This window comes from Pantoea sp. MHSD4, assembly GCF_021043305.1.
Lineage (GTDB): Bacteria > Pseudomonadota > Gammaproteobacteria > Enterobacterales > Enterobacteriaceae > Pantoea > Pantoea eucalypti.
This window is the reverse complement of record NZ_JAJNDH010000001.1, coordinates 81,599-95,433: the sequence shown is the minus strand read 5'-3', so window position 1 is coordinate 95,433 and position 13,835 is coordinate 81,599. Positions and strand designations below refer to the sequence as shown.

Annotated in this window: 16 protein-coding genes; 3 read left to right on the top strand and 13 right to left on the bottom strand. The window is 54.8% G+C overall.

The features are described 5' to 3' along the window. The first annotated feature begins 249 nt into the window (after positions 1-249). Positions 250-1,707 (top strand): membrane-bound lytic murein transglycosylase MltF, encoded by a 1,458-nt coding sequence (mltF, locus tag LQK91_RS00490; protein WP_003848623.1) that lies wholly within the window; start codon positions 250-252, stop codon positions 1,705-1,707. Here the strand turns inward: mltF and tadA are convergent. Continuing rightward, entirely contained in the window at positions 1,704-2,195 is a 492-nt protein-coding gene (tadA, locus tag LQK91_RS00485) for a tRNA adenosine(34) deaminase TadA (protein WP_071591679.1), read from the bottom strand. The genes mltF and tadA overlap by 4 nt on opposite strands. Positions 2,196-2,258: 63 nt before the next feature. After that, a complete protein-coding gene (yfhb, locus tag LQK91_RS00480; RefSeq protein WP_039659517.1) occupies positions 2,259-2,897 on the bottom strand; it encodes a phosphatidylglycerophosphatase C in 639 nt (212 codons plus the stop codon). Positions 2,898-3,052: 155 nt separating this feature from the next. Here yfhb and LQK91_RS00475 point away from each other — a divergent pair, with 155 nt between their 5' ends. Beyond that, positions 3,053-3,892 carry a MurR/RpiR family transcriptional regulator gene (locus LQK91_RS00475; RefSeq protein WP_003848617.1) on the top strand — a complete coding sequence of 280 codons (840 nt, stop codon included), beginning with the start codon at positions 3,053-3,055 and terminating at the stop codon, positions 3,890-3,892. A 55-nt stretch (positions 3,893-3,947) separates the two neighbouring features. Then, a complete protein-coding gene (locus LQK91_RS00470) occupies positions 3,948-4,196 on the top strand; it encodes a YfhL family 4Fe-4S dicluster ferredoxin (RefSeq protein ID WP_105098904.1) in 249 nt (82 codons plus the stop codon). On the opposite strand, the gene acpS is transcribed toward LQK91_RS00470, so the two are convergent. From acpS to rpoE, 11 genes are all read right to left on the bottom strand, one after another. Next, complete coding sequence (gene acpS / locus LQK91_RS00465) at positions 4,193-4,573, bottom strand: holo-ACP synthase (protein ID WP_105098903.1); 381 nt, start codon at positions 4,571-4,573, stop codon at positions 4,193-4,195. The genes LQK91_RS00470 and acpS overlap by 4 nt on opposite strands. After that, a complete protein-coding gene (pdxJ, locus tag LQK91_RS00460) occupies positions 4,573-5,304 on the bottom strand; it encodes a pyridoxine 5'-phosphate synthase (RefSeq protein ID WP_003848612.1) in 732 nt (243 codons plus the stop codon). Before pdxJ ends, acpS begins: the two co-directional genes overlap by 1 nt. Positions 5,305-5,376: 72 nt before the next feature. After that, positions 5,377-6,105: a DNA repair protein RecO gene (gene recO / locus LQK91_RS00455; RefSeq protein WP_003848609.1), complete on the bottom strand. Its 729-nt coding sequence runs from the start codon at positions 6,103-6,105 to the stop codon at positions 5,377-5,379. Between the two features lie 4 nt (positions 6,106-6,109). Further along, on the bottom strand, positions 6,110-7,015 hold the full coding sequence (gene era / locus LQK91_RS00450; RefSeq protein ID WP_003848607.1) for a GTPase Era: 906 nt from the start codon (positions 7,013-7,015) through the stop codon (positions 6,110-6,112). A 145-nt stretch (positions 7,016-7,160) separates the two neighbouring features. Further along, positions 7,161-7,841, bottom strand: coding sequence for a ribonuclease III (rnc, locus tag LQK91_RS00445; RefSeq protein WP_003848606.1), 681 nt, complete (start codon positions 7,839-7,841; stop codon positions 7,161-7,163). 131 nt (positions 7,842-7,972) lie between these two features. After that, complete coding sequence (lepB, locus tag LQK91_RS00440) at positions 7,973-8,947, bottom strand: signal peptidase I (protein WP_003848604.1); 975 nt, start codon at positions 8,945-8,947, stop codon at positions 7,973-7,975. 9 nt (positions 8,948-8,956) lie between these two features. After that, positions 8,957-10,756 (bottom strand): translation elongation factor 4, encoded by a 1,800-nt coding sequence (gene lepA, locus LQK91_RS00435; RefSeq protein WP_003848603.1) that lies wholly within the window; start codon positions 10,754-10,756, stop codon positions 8,957-8,959. Between the two features lie 218 nt (positions 10,757-10,974). Further along, positions 10,975-11,439: a SoxR-reducing system protein RseC gene (gene rseC, locus LQK91_RS00430; protein WP_008926717.1), complete on the bottom strand. Its 465-nt coding sequence runs from the start codon at positions 11,437-11,439 to the stop codon at positions 10,975-10,977. After that, entirely contained in the window at positions 11,436-12,392 is a 957-nt protein-coding gene (gene rseB, locus LQK91_RS00425) for a sigma-E factor regulatory protein RseB (RefSeq protein WP_003848599.1), read from the bottom strand. Before rseB ends, rseC begins: the two co-directional genes overlap by 4 nt. Further along, on the bottom strand, positions 12,392-13,045 hold the full coding sequence (gene rseA / locus LQK91_RS00420) for an anti-sigma-E factor RseA (RefSeq protein WP_105098902.1): 654 nt from the start codon (positions 13,043-13,045) through the stop codon (positions 12,392-12,394). Before rseA ends, rseB begins: the two co-directional genes overlap by 1 nt. A 30-nt stretch (positions 13,046-13,075) precedes the next feature. Then, positions 13,076-13,651, bottom strand: coding sequence for an RNA polymerase sigma factor RpoE (gene rpoE / locus LQK91_RS00415; RefSeq protein ID WP_003848595.1), 576 nt, complete (start codon positions 13,649-13,651; stop codon positions 13,076-13,078). Positions 13,652-13,835 lie beyond the last annotated feature (184 nt).

The following is a 13,835-nucleotide window of genomic DNA, read 5'->3' as shown; positions in this document are numbered from 1 at the left end:
GGGCGCCGGGCGACGCAAATTGGGCGCAACAGGGAAAACGGGGCGTATTATAGAGAAAGCGACCTCGCGACGAAACCGTTTGCGCACAATTTTTGGCGACCCGGATTTGCCTGAAATTTGCGCAAAAGCTGCTATAAAAGTTGCTCAGCGTGATTTTGTTGCGCAAAATGCCCCTCGCTCTGGGAGTTCAAAGAAGATAAATACTGCCTTTAAAAGACAGAGGCCTTAGAGCCAGCGAGAGATAACTATTTGAAACGCCTAAAATTTAATTATCTGTTTATCGGTCTGGTTGCCGTGCTGTTAGCGTTAGCGCTATGGCCATCCATTCCCTGGTACGGGGGTGGGCAGGACCAGATTTCACAGATTAAATCGCGGGGAGTGCTGCGTGTCAGTACCATCAACTCCCCATTGACTTACTACACAGTTAACCAATTACCGGCCGGTATGGACTATGAGCTGGCAAAACGTTTCGCCGATTACCTGGGCGTCAAACTTAAGGTGACGGTTCGTCCTAACCTGAGCGATCTGTTTGATGACCTTGACGATGGCAAAGCCGATGTGCTGGCCGCCGGGCTGAACTATAACAATGAACGCCTGACGCGTTATCAGACCGGGCCAGGTTACTACAATGTTTCGCAGCAGCTGGTCTATCGCGTGGATAAGCCGCGCCCTAAAAACCTCGGTGACTTAAAGGGGCGGCTAACGGTTGCGGCGGGATCGGCTTACCTGTCAACGCTGAAGAGCGCGCGTTCTAATCAGTTTCCCGATCTGGACTGGGCGATCTCCACCGATCAGAGCCCTAAAGCCCTGCTGGAAGCGGTAGCTGATGGCAAGCTCGACTATACGATTGGCGACTCCGTCACCATCGCCCTGTTACAGCGCATTTATCCGCAGCTGGCGGTCGCGTTCGACGTCACCGATGAAGAGCCGGTGACCTGGTATGTGCGGCACAGTGATGATGACAGCCTGAATGCGGCGATGCTCGACTTCTTTAATGGTATGGGAGAAGAAGGCGCGATGGCGCGGCTGGAGGAGAAATATCTCGGCCACGTTGGCACCTTTGATTATGTCGATACCCGCACTTTCCTGCGGGCCATCGACAATACGCTGCCCGACATCAAGCCGCTGTTTGAGAAGTACGCCACCAGCATTGACTGGCGACTGCTGGCAGCGATCTCCTATCAGGAGTCGCACTGGAATCCGCAGGCCACCTCCCCTACCGGCGTACGCGGCATGATGATGCTGACGCGTAACACCGCGGAGAGTCTGGATGTGGGTGATCGTACCGATCCCGAACAGAGCATTCGCGGCGGCAGTCAGTATCTGCAGGATATGATGGCGAAGGTGCCACAGAGCATCCCGGAAGATGAACGTATCTGGTTTGCGCTGGCGGCTTACAACATGGGCTATGCCCATATGCTCGACGTCCGCAAGCTGACGGCACGCCAGGGTGGCGATCCGGACAGCTGGGCGGATGTAAAGCTGCGTCTGCCGATGCTGAGTCAGAAGCGTTACTACACACAGACGACGTATGGCTACGCCCGTGGGCATGAAGCTTATAACTACGTGGAGAATATCCGCAAGTATCAGCTAAGTCTGGTGGGTTATCTGCAGGAGCAGGAGAAGCGTCTGAAGCAGCAGGCGGAAGCCCAGGCCGAACTGGCGAAGGGCTATCCGGCGGTTGAACCAAAGATCGCGATGAACTAACCCTGGCGCTGCGCCTGACGCAGCGCTTTTTTCTGCTCGCGACGCATACGGAAAAAATCGCTCAGCATGGCGGCGCACTCTTCAGCCAGCACGCCACTGTGCAATTCAATCTGATGATTCATGCCAGGGTGGCCCAGCACATCCAGCAGCGATCCCGCCGCGCCACTTTTAACATCGTGCGCACCATAAACCAGACGCGTTATGCGGCTGTGAACCATAGCACCGGCACACATGACGCACGGCTCCAGCGTCACGTAAAGCGTGGTATCCAGCAGACGATAATTTTCCAGCACTTTACCGCCCTGGCGCAGAGCCATTATTTCGGCGTGCGCCGTCGGGTCGTGCTGACCAATGGGCCGGTTCCAGCCTTCGCCAATCACCTGGTCGTTCTGAACCAGCACCGCGCCCACCGGCACTTCGCTCTGCTCCCACGCCCGTCGCGCCAGACCAAGCGCATGGCGCATCCAGTACTCATCTTGTTGTTTCACGCTGACCACCCCGGGCGACTAAAAAGCGGCGCATTATAGCGGTCTCATCGGTCCTTTAAAAACTTATTCCAGCTGTTGCAGTTCACCCGCCGGGGTCACGCGCCAGCGATGCTGACAGAAAAACAGCAGCGGGTTGTCCTGTTTGCTGTCGCTGTAGCCGCTGTAAAGCTGCAGCGGCGTACCGATTTTCTCTTCCAGCTGCGCCACTTTCTCATGGCCAAGACAGCGCATCGCCAGCACCCGCCCACCCCAGCCGCGCTGCATCTGGCTCGCAATCATCTTCACACGTGGCAGAAACGCGGAGTCGTAATAGACCTGCTCCACCAGCGACTGTGGCGATCCGGTGATCAGCCAGACTTCAGCATCATCACTGCTGAGATAATCCGTCAGACGCTGCTGCACCACCGGGAACGCTTTCACGCGCAGCCGGAACCACTGCGCAAACTCCGCTTCGAGGCGCAGCAATGTCTGCTCAGAGCGTCCAAAGGTAATTGACCAGAGCAGCAGGCTCATGGGCCAGCGAGCCGCACGGCCTTTAAACAGCAGGCCGATACCGACCACCGGCAATACCGGCACCACCAGCAGCAGATTAAGCGGGCGGCGACGCAGCAGATAGCGCATAAACGTGCCGAACATGTCCTGCTGGTGCAAAGTGCCATCCAGGTCAAAAAATACGATGCGACGTTGTGTTCCCCTGGTCAAACAACTCTCCTTTATGGCTGGTTCTGGAATGATAAAGAGTAGTGTAGCCATCATCAGGCGGTACGGCGATGACTGTCATTTTTAATTCCGATGACTACAATGCCCGATGAATAGTTTATTCTTCATTGATTATCCCTGAATGACGAGGATTGGGCATGAGTTCTTTGCTGCGCATTCGCCAGCTTTATCCACGACTGGCGTTGAACGAACGTCGGCTCGCGGATTTTTTACTGTCGCAACCCGATCGGGCGCGTCACCTGAGTTCACAAAAACTGGCGGAAGAGTCCGGCGTCAGTCAGTCGAGCGTAGTGAAGTTTGCTCAGAAGCTGGGCTATAAAGGTTTTCCGGCGCTTAAGCTGGCCCTGAGTGAGTCACTGGCGGACAAGGATGCCATTACCGTGCATAACCATATTCTGAGCGACGACCCGCTTAAAATGGTGGGTGAAAAGCTGCTGACAGAAAAGCTTTCAGCGATCCGCGCCACCCTGGATATTAATAGCGAAGAAAAGCTCAACGACGTGTTACAGCTGCTGAAAAATGCCCGCCGTATTTTACTGGTGGGCATCGGCGCCTCGGGCCTGGTGGCGAAAGATTTCTCCTGGAAGCTGATGAAGATCGGCATTAATGCGGTGGCGGAACAGGATATGCACGCCCTGCTGGCCAGCGTGCAGGCGATGGGGCCAGGCGATGTGCTGCTCGCCATCTCTTACACCGGTGAACGGCGAGAGATCAATCTGGCCGCGCAGGAAGCGGTTCAGGTGGGCGCAGATGTGGTGGCGTTCACGGGTTTTACGCCGAATACCCTGCAGCAGAGTGCCGGTTACTGTCTTTATACGGTGGCGGAAGAGCAGAGTACCCGCAGCGCGGCGATCTCCTCAACCACGGCACAGCTTGCTCTGACCGATCTGCTCTTTATGGCGCTGGTGCAAAACGATCCTGAGCGCGCGTCCAGCCATATTCGTCACAGCGAAGCGCTGGTGAAAAAGCTGGTCTGATCAGCGTCAGCACGTATAATACCCGCGCTTTTTCTGTTGGTATCAGGTGGGTAAAATGGCGCTGTTGATTACGTCCAGATGCATTAACTGCGATATGTGTGAACCGGAGTGCCCGAATCAGGCGATTTCACTGGGCGATGCGATCTATGAGATTGATGTCAGCCGCTGCACGGAATGTGTCGGGCACTATGAGCGGCCAACCTGTCAGCAGGTCTGCCCCATCGACAACACGATTATCATAGACCCACAGCACACCGAATCTCGCGATACGCTGTGGGAGAAGTTCGTGCTGCTGCACGGCTAGCTTTCAATGATTACCGTGGCGCAGGCGTAGTGACGCTCATCGGCCAGCGTCACGTGAACGTGCTTAACGCCCAGCCTCTCCGCCACGTCAGCAGCATGCTGAAAGAAGCGTAACCCCGGTTTTCCCAGCGCATCGTTGTAAACTTCAAACTGATTAAACGCCAGACCACCGCGAATGCCGGTGCCAAAGGCTTTTGCTGCCGCCTCTTTAACCGCAAAACGTTTGGAGAGAAAGCGCACCGGCTGCTTGTGCGCCTGATACTGCTGCCATTCGGCTTCACTCAGCACCCGACGCGCCAGCCGATCGCCGGAGCGCGCTATCACCCCGGCGATGCGTTCAATCTCAACGATGTCCGTACCTAATCCGAGAATAGCCATTAGCGACGGGCTTCACGCAGCAGTTGCTTCATCTCTTTAACTGCGTCCGGCAGGCCACTCATTACTGCACGCCCGATAATCGCATGGCCGATGTTCAGCTCATGCATTTCCGGCAGCGCGGCAATCGGCAGCACATTGTGGTAGGTCAGACCATGACCGGCGTTAACTTTGAGCCCCAGGCTGGCAGCAAAAGTCGCGGCATGGCGAATGCGCGCCAGCTCAGCGTCACGCGCCAGTCCCTCTGGTGCCTCGGCGTAAGCGCCAGTATGGATTTCGATGTAAGGCGCACCCGTGGCAACGGCGGCTTCGATCTGGCGGTGATCGGCATCAATAAACAGCGAAACCAGAATGCCAGCATCCTTCAGCAGTCGCACGGCCGCGTTCATCTTCTCCTGCTGTCCCGCCACATCCAGTCCGCCTTCCGTGGTCACTTCCTGACGCTTTTCCGGCACCAGGCAGCAGAAATGGGGCTGAATGTCACAGGCAATGCCGATCATCTCATCGGTGACCGCCATCTCCAGATTCATGCGCGTCTGAATCGTGTCACGCAGAATTCGCACGTCGCGATCGGTGATGTGACGGCGATCTTCACGCAGGTGCACGGTAATGCCGTCTGCGCCTGCCTGCTCGGCGATAAACGCCGCCTGTACCGGATCGGGATAGTTTGTCCCACGCGCGTTACGCACCGTGGCAATGTGATCGATATTGACGCCTAACAGCAACTCAGCCATGACCATCCTCACTTCTTTTCCATCGTGATGTTGAGTGTACCGCGCAAATATAAACAGGCGGTACGACCAGCGCTATTCTTCTGCCTGTTCGGGCTTTTTCTTCGGGATAAACTGGCGGAACAGCTCCTGACTTTTCAGCGGCTTGCCACCAAGATAAGGCTTCAGGGCGATGCGCGTAAAGCGCTTCGCGGCACGCAGGGTGTCGGCATCCGGAAACTCTCGCTCACACAGGGCGTGCAGCTCCCGTCCGGTAAAGCTGCGATTGTTCACCACCAGGCTGGCGATAAAACCCCGCTCTTCGCGATAGCTGTAGGTCATATCGTCGCTGACCGGCTCGCCGCTGCCGGCGCAGTGCAGGAAGTCGACGCCGTAACCCAGGTGACCGAGCAGCGCCAGTTCAAATCGTCGCAGTGCCGGTTCGGGCTTACCGTGTGTTGAGGCTAACGCCTGAAGACAGTTGAGATAGTCGAAGAAGAGTTCCGGGAAGGGAGATTCCTGCTGCAATACGCGTGAGACCAGCTCATTGACGTAGAGACCGCAGTAAAGCGTGATGCCGCTGAGCGGTAAAGCCAGCGACACCGCTTCGGCATTGCGCAGGGTTTTAACTTCCCCGCGCCCGCTCCAGCGAACCAGCAGCGGGGTAAAAGGCTGTAACGCACCTTTCAGGTTGGAACGCCGGGAACGCGCGCCCTTGGCCAGTACCCGGACCCGTCCTTCACTTTCGCTGAACAGGTCGAGCAGCAGGCTGGTTTCGCTGAAGGGACGACTATGCAGCACAAAGGCGCGTTGCCAGCCTTCCATTGAATCAGAGATCGTCTGTATAACCCAGGCTGCGCAGCGCACGTTCGTCATCTGCCCAGCCGGATTTCACTTTCACCCACAGTTCGAGATGCACTTTTGCTTCGAACATCTCTTCCATGTCCCTGCGCGCTTCGGTTCCGATGACTTTGATTTTGGCGCCTTTGTTGCCAATCACCATCTTCTTCTGCCCTTCACGCTCAACCAGGATCAGACCATGGATATCGTAACCGCCGCGTTCGTTGGTAACGAAGCGCTCAATCTCAACCGTGACAGAGTAAGGCAGTTCAGCGCCCAGGAAGCGCATCAGTTTTTCACGGATCATCTCTGACGCCATGAAGCGCTGTGAACGGTCAGTGATGTAATCTTCCGGGAAGTGATGATCGGCCTGTGGCAGATGCTTGCGGGTAATCGCCGCAATGGTATCGACGTTTTTGCCACTCTCAGCAGAGATAGGCACGATATCGAGGAAGTTCATCTGCTGGCTCAGGAACTGCAGATGCGGCAGCAGAATGCTTTTATCCTGGATATTATCGACCTTGTTGATCGCCAGCACGACCGGCACTTTGTTGTCGCGCAGTTTGTTTAAGACCATCTCGTCATCTGGCGTCCAGCGGGTGCCTTCAACCACGAAGATCACCAGCTCTACGTCACCAATCGAACTGCTGGCTGCGCGGTTCATCAGACGGTTAATGGCACGCTTCTCTTCCATGTGCAGACCCGGAGTATCGACGTAGATCGCCTGATATTCGCCCTCGGTGTGAATGCCCATGATGCGGTGGCGCGTGGTTTGCGGCTTACGCGAGGTGATCGACACCTTCTGCCCCAGTAACTGGTTCAGTAAGGTGGATTTACCGACGTTTGGTCGGCCAACAATCGCGACAAAGCCGCAATAAGTAACGTTTTCGCTCATTCGAATCCTGAGTTGTTCAGCGCCTGATACGGCGCTGAAAAAGTGCTATTTGAATCGTGTGTCATTCAGCGTCTTCTGACGCCGGGACAGAACTGCCAAAGGGTGATTCACTGTGTGCCGCTCCGGCACGGTCACCCCGACAGAACTATTCGAGACCTAATTTTATCAGCGCCTGTTCAGCTGCTGCCTGCTCAGCTTTACGACGGCTGGAGCCGACGCCGACGACCGGCTCGGCCATGCCACTCACCTGACAGTGAATGGTGAATTCCTGATCATGGGCTTCGCCACGCACCTGCACGACCAGATAACTTGGCAGTGGCAGATGACGTCCCTGCAGATACTCCTGCAGACGCGTTTTCGGATCTTTTTGTTTGTCGCCAGGACTGATTTCGTCCAGACGGCTCTGATACCAGTCAAGGATCAGTTGTTCTACCCGCTCAATACCGCTGTCGAGGAAAATGCCGCCAATCAGCGCCTCGACCGTATCGGCAAGAATAGATTCACGACGGAAGCCGCCGCTTTTCAGCTCACCCGGTCCCAGACGCAGGCACTCGCCAAGATCAAATTCGCGGGCCATTTCAGCCAGCGTGTTGCCACGCACCAGTGTGGCGCGCATGCGGCTCATGTCACCTTCATCAACCCGCGGGAAGCGGTGATAAAGGGCATTAGCGATCACATAGCTAAGAATTGAATCGCCAAGAAATTCCAGGCGTTCGTTATGCTTACTGCTGGCGCTGCGGTGAGTCAGGGCCTGCTGTAACAGTTCCGAATGAGTAAAAGTGTAGCCCAGTTTGCGCTGAAGCTTGTTAATCAGGATGGGGTTCATGCGATTCCAGTTCTTTGTTGCGTCTGTGACTCTGCATACCAAACGGGGCTGGCAATCCAACACGTTCCGTTTGGTGTGCAGTGGCCTCCCTGAGGAGGCCACCCGAATTGCCTGTTAATCAGACAATGTTGTTAGTGGATACCGCCGATGCGACTGAATCGCACGCCGGTAGGCCACTGGCCTTCTTGTTTCTCAAAGCTCATCCAGATAGCGACCGCTTTACCGACCAGATTACGCTCCGGGACAAAGCCCCAGTAACGGCTGTCGGCGCTGTTATCACGGTTGTCGCCCATCATGAAGTATTGCCCTTTCGGCACGACCCAGCTCGACTGCGGCTGACCCGGCTGCTGATAATACATGCCTGCCTGACTCTGCGCTTCGTTTACCAGCAGAATGTCATGCGTCACGTTACCAATCGTCTCTTTGCGGGTGGCCAGGCGCAGACCTCCGCGCATAGTATCGCCCTGCGGCACCTGATAAAAACCGTTGCCGGTTTCGTTGCCATCAAAACCGCTAAAAGTCTGAATAAAGTTGCTTGGCTCAATATCGGTGTACGTTACCGCCAGCGCTGTGTCACAGGCTTTGTCGTCGCTGCAGGTCGGTTTTACCGTCAGGGTTTTGCTGTAAGGATCATAGATGACTTTGTCGCCCGGCAGGCCGATAACGCGCTTAATATAATCCAGGCTCGGATCTTTCGGGTATTTAAATACCGCGATATCGCCGCGCTTCGGCTGACCGGTTGGGATCAGCGTCGTCTGGGTAATCGGATCTTTGATACCGTAAGCGAATTTCTCCACCAGGATAAAGTCACCAATCAGCAGCGTTGGCATCATCGAGCCAGAGGGAATCTGGAACGGTTCGTAGATAAACGAACGCACGATGAACACCACCGCCAGCACCGGGAACACAGACGCGGTGGTCTCAACCCAGCCTGGCTTGGCAGCAACCTTCGCCAGCGTTTTGCTGTCGAGCGCGTTGCCGGTCTGGGCCTGAACCTCAGCCTGTTTAGCGCGACGCGCAGGTGCCCATTTAAAACGATCTATTACCCATACGATGCCAGTAATCAGCGTCGCTATCGCCAGAATCAGGGCGAACATATTAGCCATTGGAAATCCTTATTTGCTGTCCTTACCGACATGCAGAATGGCGAGGAACGCTTCCTGTGGCAGCTCAACGTTACCAACCTGCTTCATACGCTTCTTACCGTCTTTCTGTTTCTGCAGCAGTTTCTTCTTACGGCTCACGTCACCGCCATAACACTTGGCGAGTACGTTTTTACGCAGCTGTTTAACCGTTGAACGCGCGATAATGTGGTTGCCGATGGCAGCCTGAATCGCAATATCAAACTGCTGACGCGGGATGAGATCTTTCATTTTCTCAACCAGATCGCGTCCGCGATAAGGTGCGTTGTCGCGGTGAGTGATCAGCGCCAGCGCATCCACACGTTCAGAGTTAATCAGTACGTCAACGCGCACCATGTCTGAAGGCTGGAAACGTTTAAAGTTGTAATCCAGCGAGGCATAACCGCGCGAGGTTGATTTCAGACGGTCAAAGAAGTCGAGTACCACCTCTGCCATCGGAATTTCGTACGTCAGTGCCACCTGATTGCCGTGGTAAACCATGTTGGTCTGCACGCCACGCTTCTCAATACACAGCGTGATGACGTTGCCCAGATACTCCTGTGGCAGCAGCATGTGACATTCCGCAATCGGTTCACGCAGCTCTTCGATATTGTTCAGCGCAGGCAGCTTAGATGGGCTGTCAACATGAACGATCTCGCCACTGGTAGTCACGACTTCATACACCACCGTCGGCGCGGTGGTGATCAGATCGAGATCGTATTCGCGCTCCAGGCGCTCCTGAATGATCTCCATGTGCAGCAGGCCAAGGAAGCCGCAGCGGAAACCAAAGCCCAGGGCGGTTGAGCTTTCTGGCTCATAGAACAGCGAGGCATCGTTCAGGCTCAGCTTGCCGAGCGCATCACGGAACGCTTCATAGTCGTCAGAGCTGATTGGGAACAGACCGGCATAAACCTGCGGCTTCACTTTTTTGAAGCCTGGCAGCGCTTTGTCTGCCGGGTTACGCGCGGTAGTCAGGGTATCGCCTACCGGCGCGCCAAGGATATCTTTGATAGCGCAGACCAGCCAGCCGACTTCACCGCAGTTCAGTTCATTACGATCCACACGCTTCGGAGTGAAAATTCCCAGACGGTCAGCGTTATAAACCTGGCCGGTGCTCAGGACTTTAATCTTGTCGCCTTTACGCATGGTGCCATTTTTCACACGCACCAGAGAAACAACGCCCAGATAGTTATCAAACCAGGAGTCGATAATCAGTGCCTGCAGCGGACCTTCCGGATCGCCTTCCGGCGGCGGAATATCACGCACTAAGCGCTCCAGCACTTCGGGTACGCCGACGCCGGTCTTGGCTGAGCAGCGCACGGCATCCGTTGCATCGATGCCGACGATATCTTCAATTTCCTGCGCGGCACGATCGGGATCGGCAGCTGGCAGGTCAATCTTGTTCAGAACCGGCACCACTTCCAGATCCATCTCCATCGCGGTATAGCAGTTCGCCAGTGTCTGCGCTTCAACACCCTGACCGGCATCCACCACCAGCAGCGCGCCTTCACAGGCGGCCAGTGAGCGGGAAACTTCATAAGAGAAGTCTACGTGGCCTGGGGTATCGATGAAATTGAGCTGGTAAGTTTGGCCGTCCTTCGCGTGGTAATCGAGTGTCACGCTCTGGGCTTTGATGGTGATCCCACGCTCACGCTCCAGATCCATAGAGTCGAGAACCTGCGCAGCCATTTCACGAGCGGTGAGTCCGCCACAGATCTGAATCAGACGGTCAGAGAGCGTAGATTTACCATGGTCGATATGAGCGATGATGGAGAAATTTCTTATGTGCTTCATTTATTGGGATATCTTCGCTTAAAATTCAGTTGAAAACCTGAGCACAGACACATTCAGGAAGATCGCTCTTTACCCACAATCCTGTCAGCCTCATTAATGACGACGCATATTACACTGTTAACGCCGCGCATAAAAGAATGGAACGTGGTGGAAGCGAAACAGATATCTGCGCAAAGCAGAATGGACAAAGGCCGCGAGATGCGCGGCCTGGACGTACGTTACGCTTCGCTTTCAACACGCAGCGCATCAGGAGGCAAGGCAATGCTCAGAATGACCGGCTGAAAAGCTTCACGATCGCCAAATTTCATTGAAACACCTTTAGCAACAATAAAACCGCCGATGCCACCCAGCAGCGCACCGCAGGCCGCAGCCAGATCGCTGTTAAACAGCGCCTGAAACAGCCCGGCCACCAGGAAAAGACCAGACAGCGGCGTCATATAGACCAGCAGTGCTGAACCAAGCAGGCTGCTCTCTTTGATGCCGAGCTCGATGCGTTGTCCAGGTTGCAGCGGCTTACTGCTGGCGATTTGCATCACATGGGCGTTTTTTGGACCGAGTTTATTCAGCATATGACTGCCACAGCCTTTACGCGCCTGGCAACTGTTGCAGGACGTTTTTGCTTCGGTATGCAGTGTGGCGATGCCATCCTGCCATGCCACTACGGTGGCCCATTCTCTCATCATTTTTGTGACCCCAGGTCAATGCTGTCCGCAATACGTTTTGCGGTGGAGGGCGGCAATTCGCCAATCACTGCAATTTCGTTATTATTGCGCACAACGGTCTGGACCGTACGACGTCCCGTGCGCAATGTCTGCGTCAGACTGGTTTTATCGGCTGGCGTCACGTTGATGGCGAAACTAAACAGCCCATCGCTGTAGAGCTTCGACTCCATATTTTTGTTCAGCCCCGGCAGTGTACGGCGATTCTGCGACACCAGGGACATGCCGGCAGGTATCCAGCCAGGTTGCCAGGTAAGCGTAACCGCATCCCCTTTCGGCACGGATAGCGACGGAGGCAGATTCGCTTTCTCGAGTCCCTGCATCAGATTTCGTACCCCTTCATCCACCGCAAAGCTGATCACGCGGAACTGCTCCAGCGTTTCGCCATCACGATCAAGCAGGTCGATTCGCAGCGGCAGTTTGGTGTCCACATCCAGCCAGACCACATAGCTGTAACGGGTGCCGTCACGGGAAACGATACGCAGTACATCACACATTTGATCGGCAATGCGGGAGCGCCCTACGGTAATAAAATCGTAGGCTGAGGCAAGTTTGGTGAAGTCAGCAAAAATTACCGAGGGCAAGGCATCGATAATATGATTGCCGGGAAGCGAAAAGGGATCGAGGCCGGGTTCGAAGTAGCTGATATCGTTGCCACGCTGGATAACTTCCCGGCGAGGCCCGTCCATCTGTAACAACTGCGCGAATATCCGGTTATCGATCACAGCGTGACGATAACGCAGCGATTCAATGCCGATGCGCGAGACGTTGATATAGGCGAATTCGTAGTTGAGGTTCTGACTTGCCTGCTCCATCTGCTGCAATAACGCCCCGGACGCGGTAGTTTGCGCCGGGGCGGCAGATGACCATAACAGACTGCCTGTCAGCAGGCTAACAGCATACCAAAGCGGCTTCATTACTGCTGCTGCTGTCCTAATGATTGGTTTCCGGGAACATCAACCTGCGCCTGTTTTGGCGCATTGGTTTCAATCTGCAGCTGGTCAGCATGCAGGCGACGTTGCAGTTCATAGTCCTGCAGCATCGCATTTACGCGACGGCGCTGGTCCTGAACCTGCTGATTTGAGCTGTTAGTATCAAACGCATCTGACGGCACACCCAGGCTCACCGGCGACGCTTTCCCCATCATCGGCATGGTATTGAATACCGGAGAGTCAGAGGTCTGCGTGGCACTGCCTGCCGGCTGATTGTAGTGCTGAACACCCACGATCACGGCCAGTGAAACACAGGCAGCCACACCCACCTGAGTCAGTTGCGCAGCCCATGGACGCGCTTTTTTCCAGAACGGCATTTTTTCCCAGCGGGAAGGTTCTGGCTGAGCTTCAGGGATCAGCGTAGTGACCGAACGTTTAGGTTCTTTTTCGATGGCAGCAGCGACGCGCGCAGAGATATCGAAATGCAGGACATCGCCTGTATCACCGCGCATTGTATCGCGGATGAGATGATAGCTCGCCCAGCTTTTCTGTAATTCTGTGTCCTTAGACAAGGCGGAAAACAGCTCGTTATCTAAGGTCTCACCATCCATTAAAGCGGAAAGTTTTTCTTTCTGCATGCCTATGTACCCTTCCAGTAGCCGTTATCACTAACGTTGGATAAGCGGTTGAACTTTGTTATCAATGGCCTCTCGCGCACGAAAGATACGTGATCGAACAGTGCCTACCGGGCAATCCATAATGACGGCGATCTCTTCATAACTCAGACCGTCCAGTTCCCTGAGGGTGATTGCCATACGCAAGTCCTCAGGTAGCGCCTCGATGGTACGAAAGACAATTTGTTTCAATTCGTCAGACAACATTAAGTTCTCAGGGTTCGAAATTTCTTTTAATGCACCCGCACTTTCGAAATTTTCTGCGTCAATCGCATCCACATCGCTGGATGGCGGACGTCGCCCCTGAGCAACCAGGTAATTTTTCGCTGTGTTAACCGCAATGCGGTACAGCCAGGTATAAAACGCGCTATCGCCCCGGAATGAGTCCAGTGCGCGATACGCTTTAATAAACGATTCCTGTACTACATCAGGGACGTCGCCCGAGGGAACATAGCGTGAAACCAGACTCGCCACTTTATGCTGGTAACGAATTACCAGTAAGTTGAACGATTTTTGATCTCCCTTCTGTACCCGCTCGACAAGGACCTGATCCGTTAACTGCTCGCTCATCCGAGGTAATGTCTCCCCAAATTTTTCATATGCAAAAGTAACTGCCAGCACATCTCATGTTCTGAGCAAGCATGCGCTTAGAGTTGTGATGTGGTGCGAAGTTCACTTCTCGCCCTGATATTTAACACGCCAATAGCCATTACACAGGTTGTTCGTTTTCGTTCAGTGTCAGGCGCGTAAATCG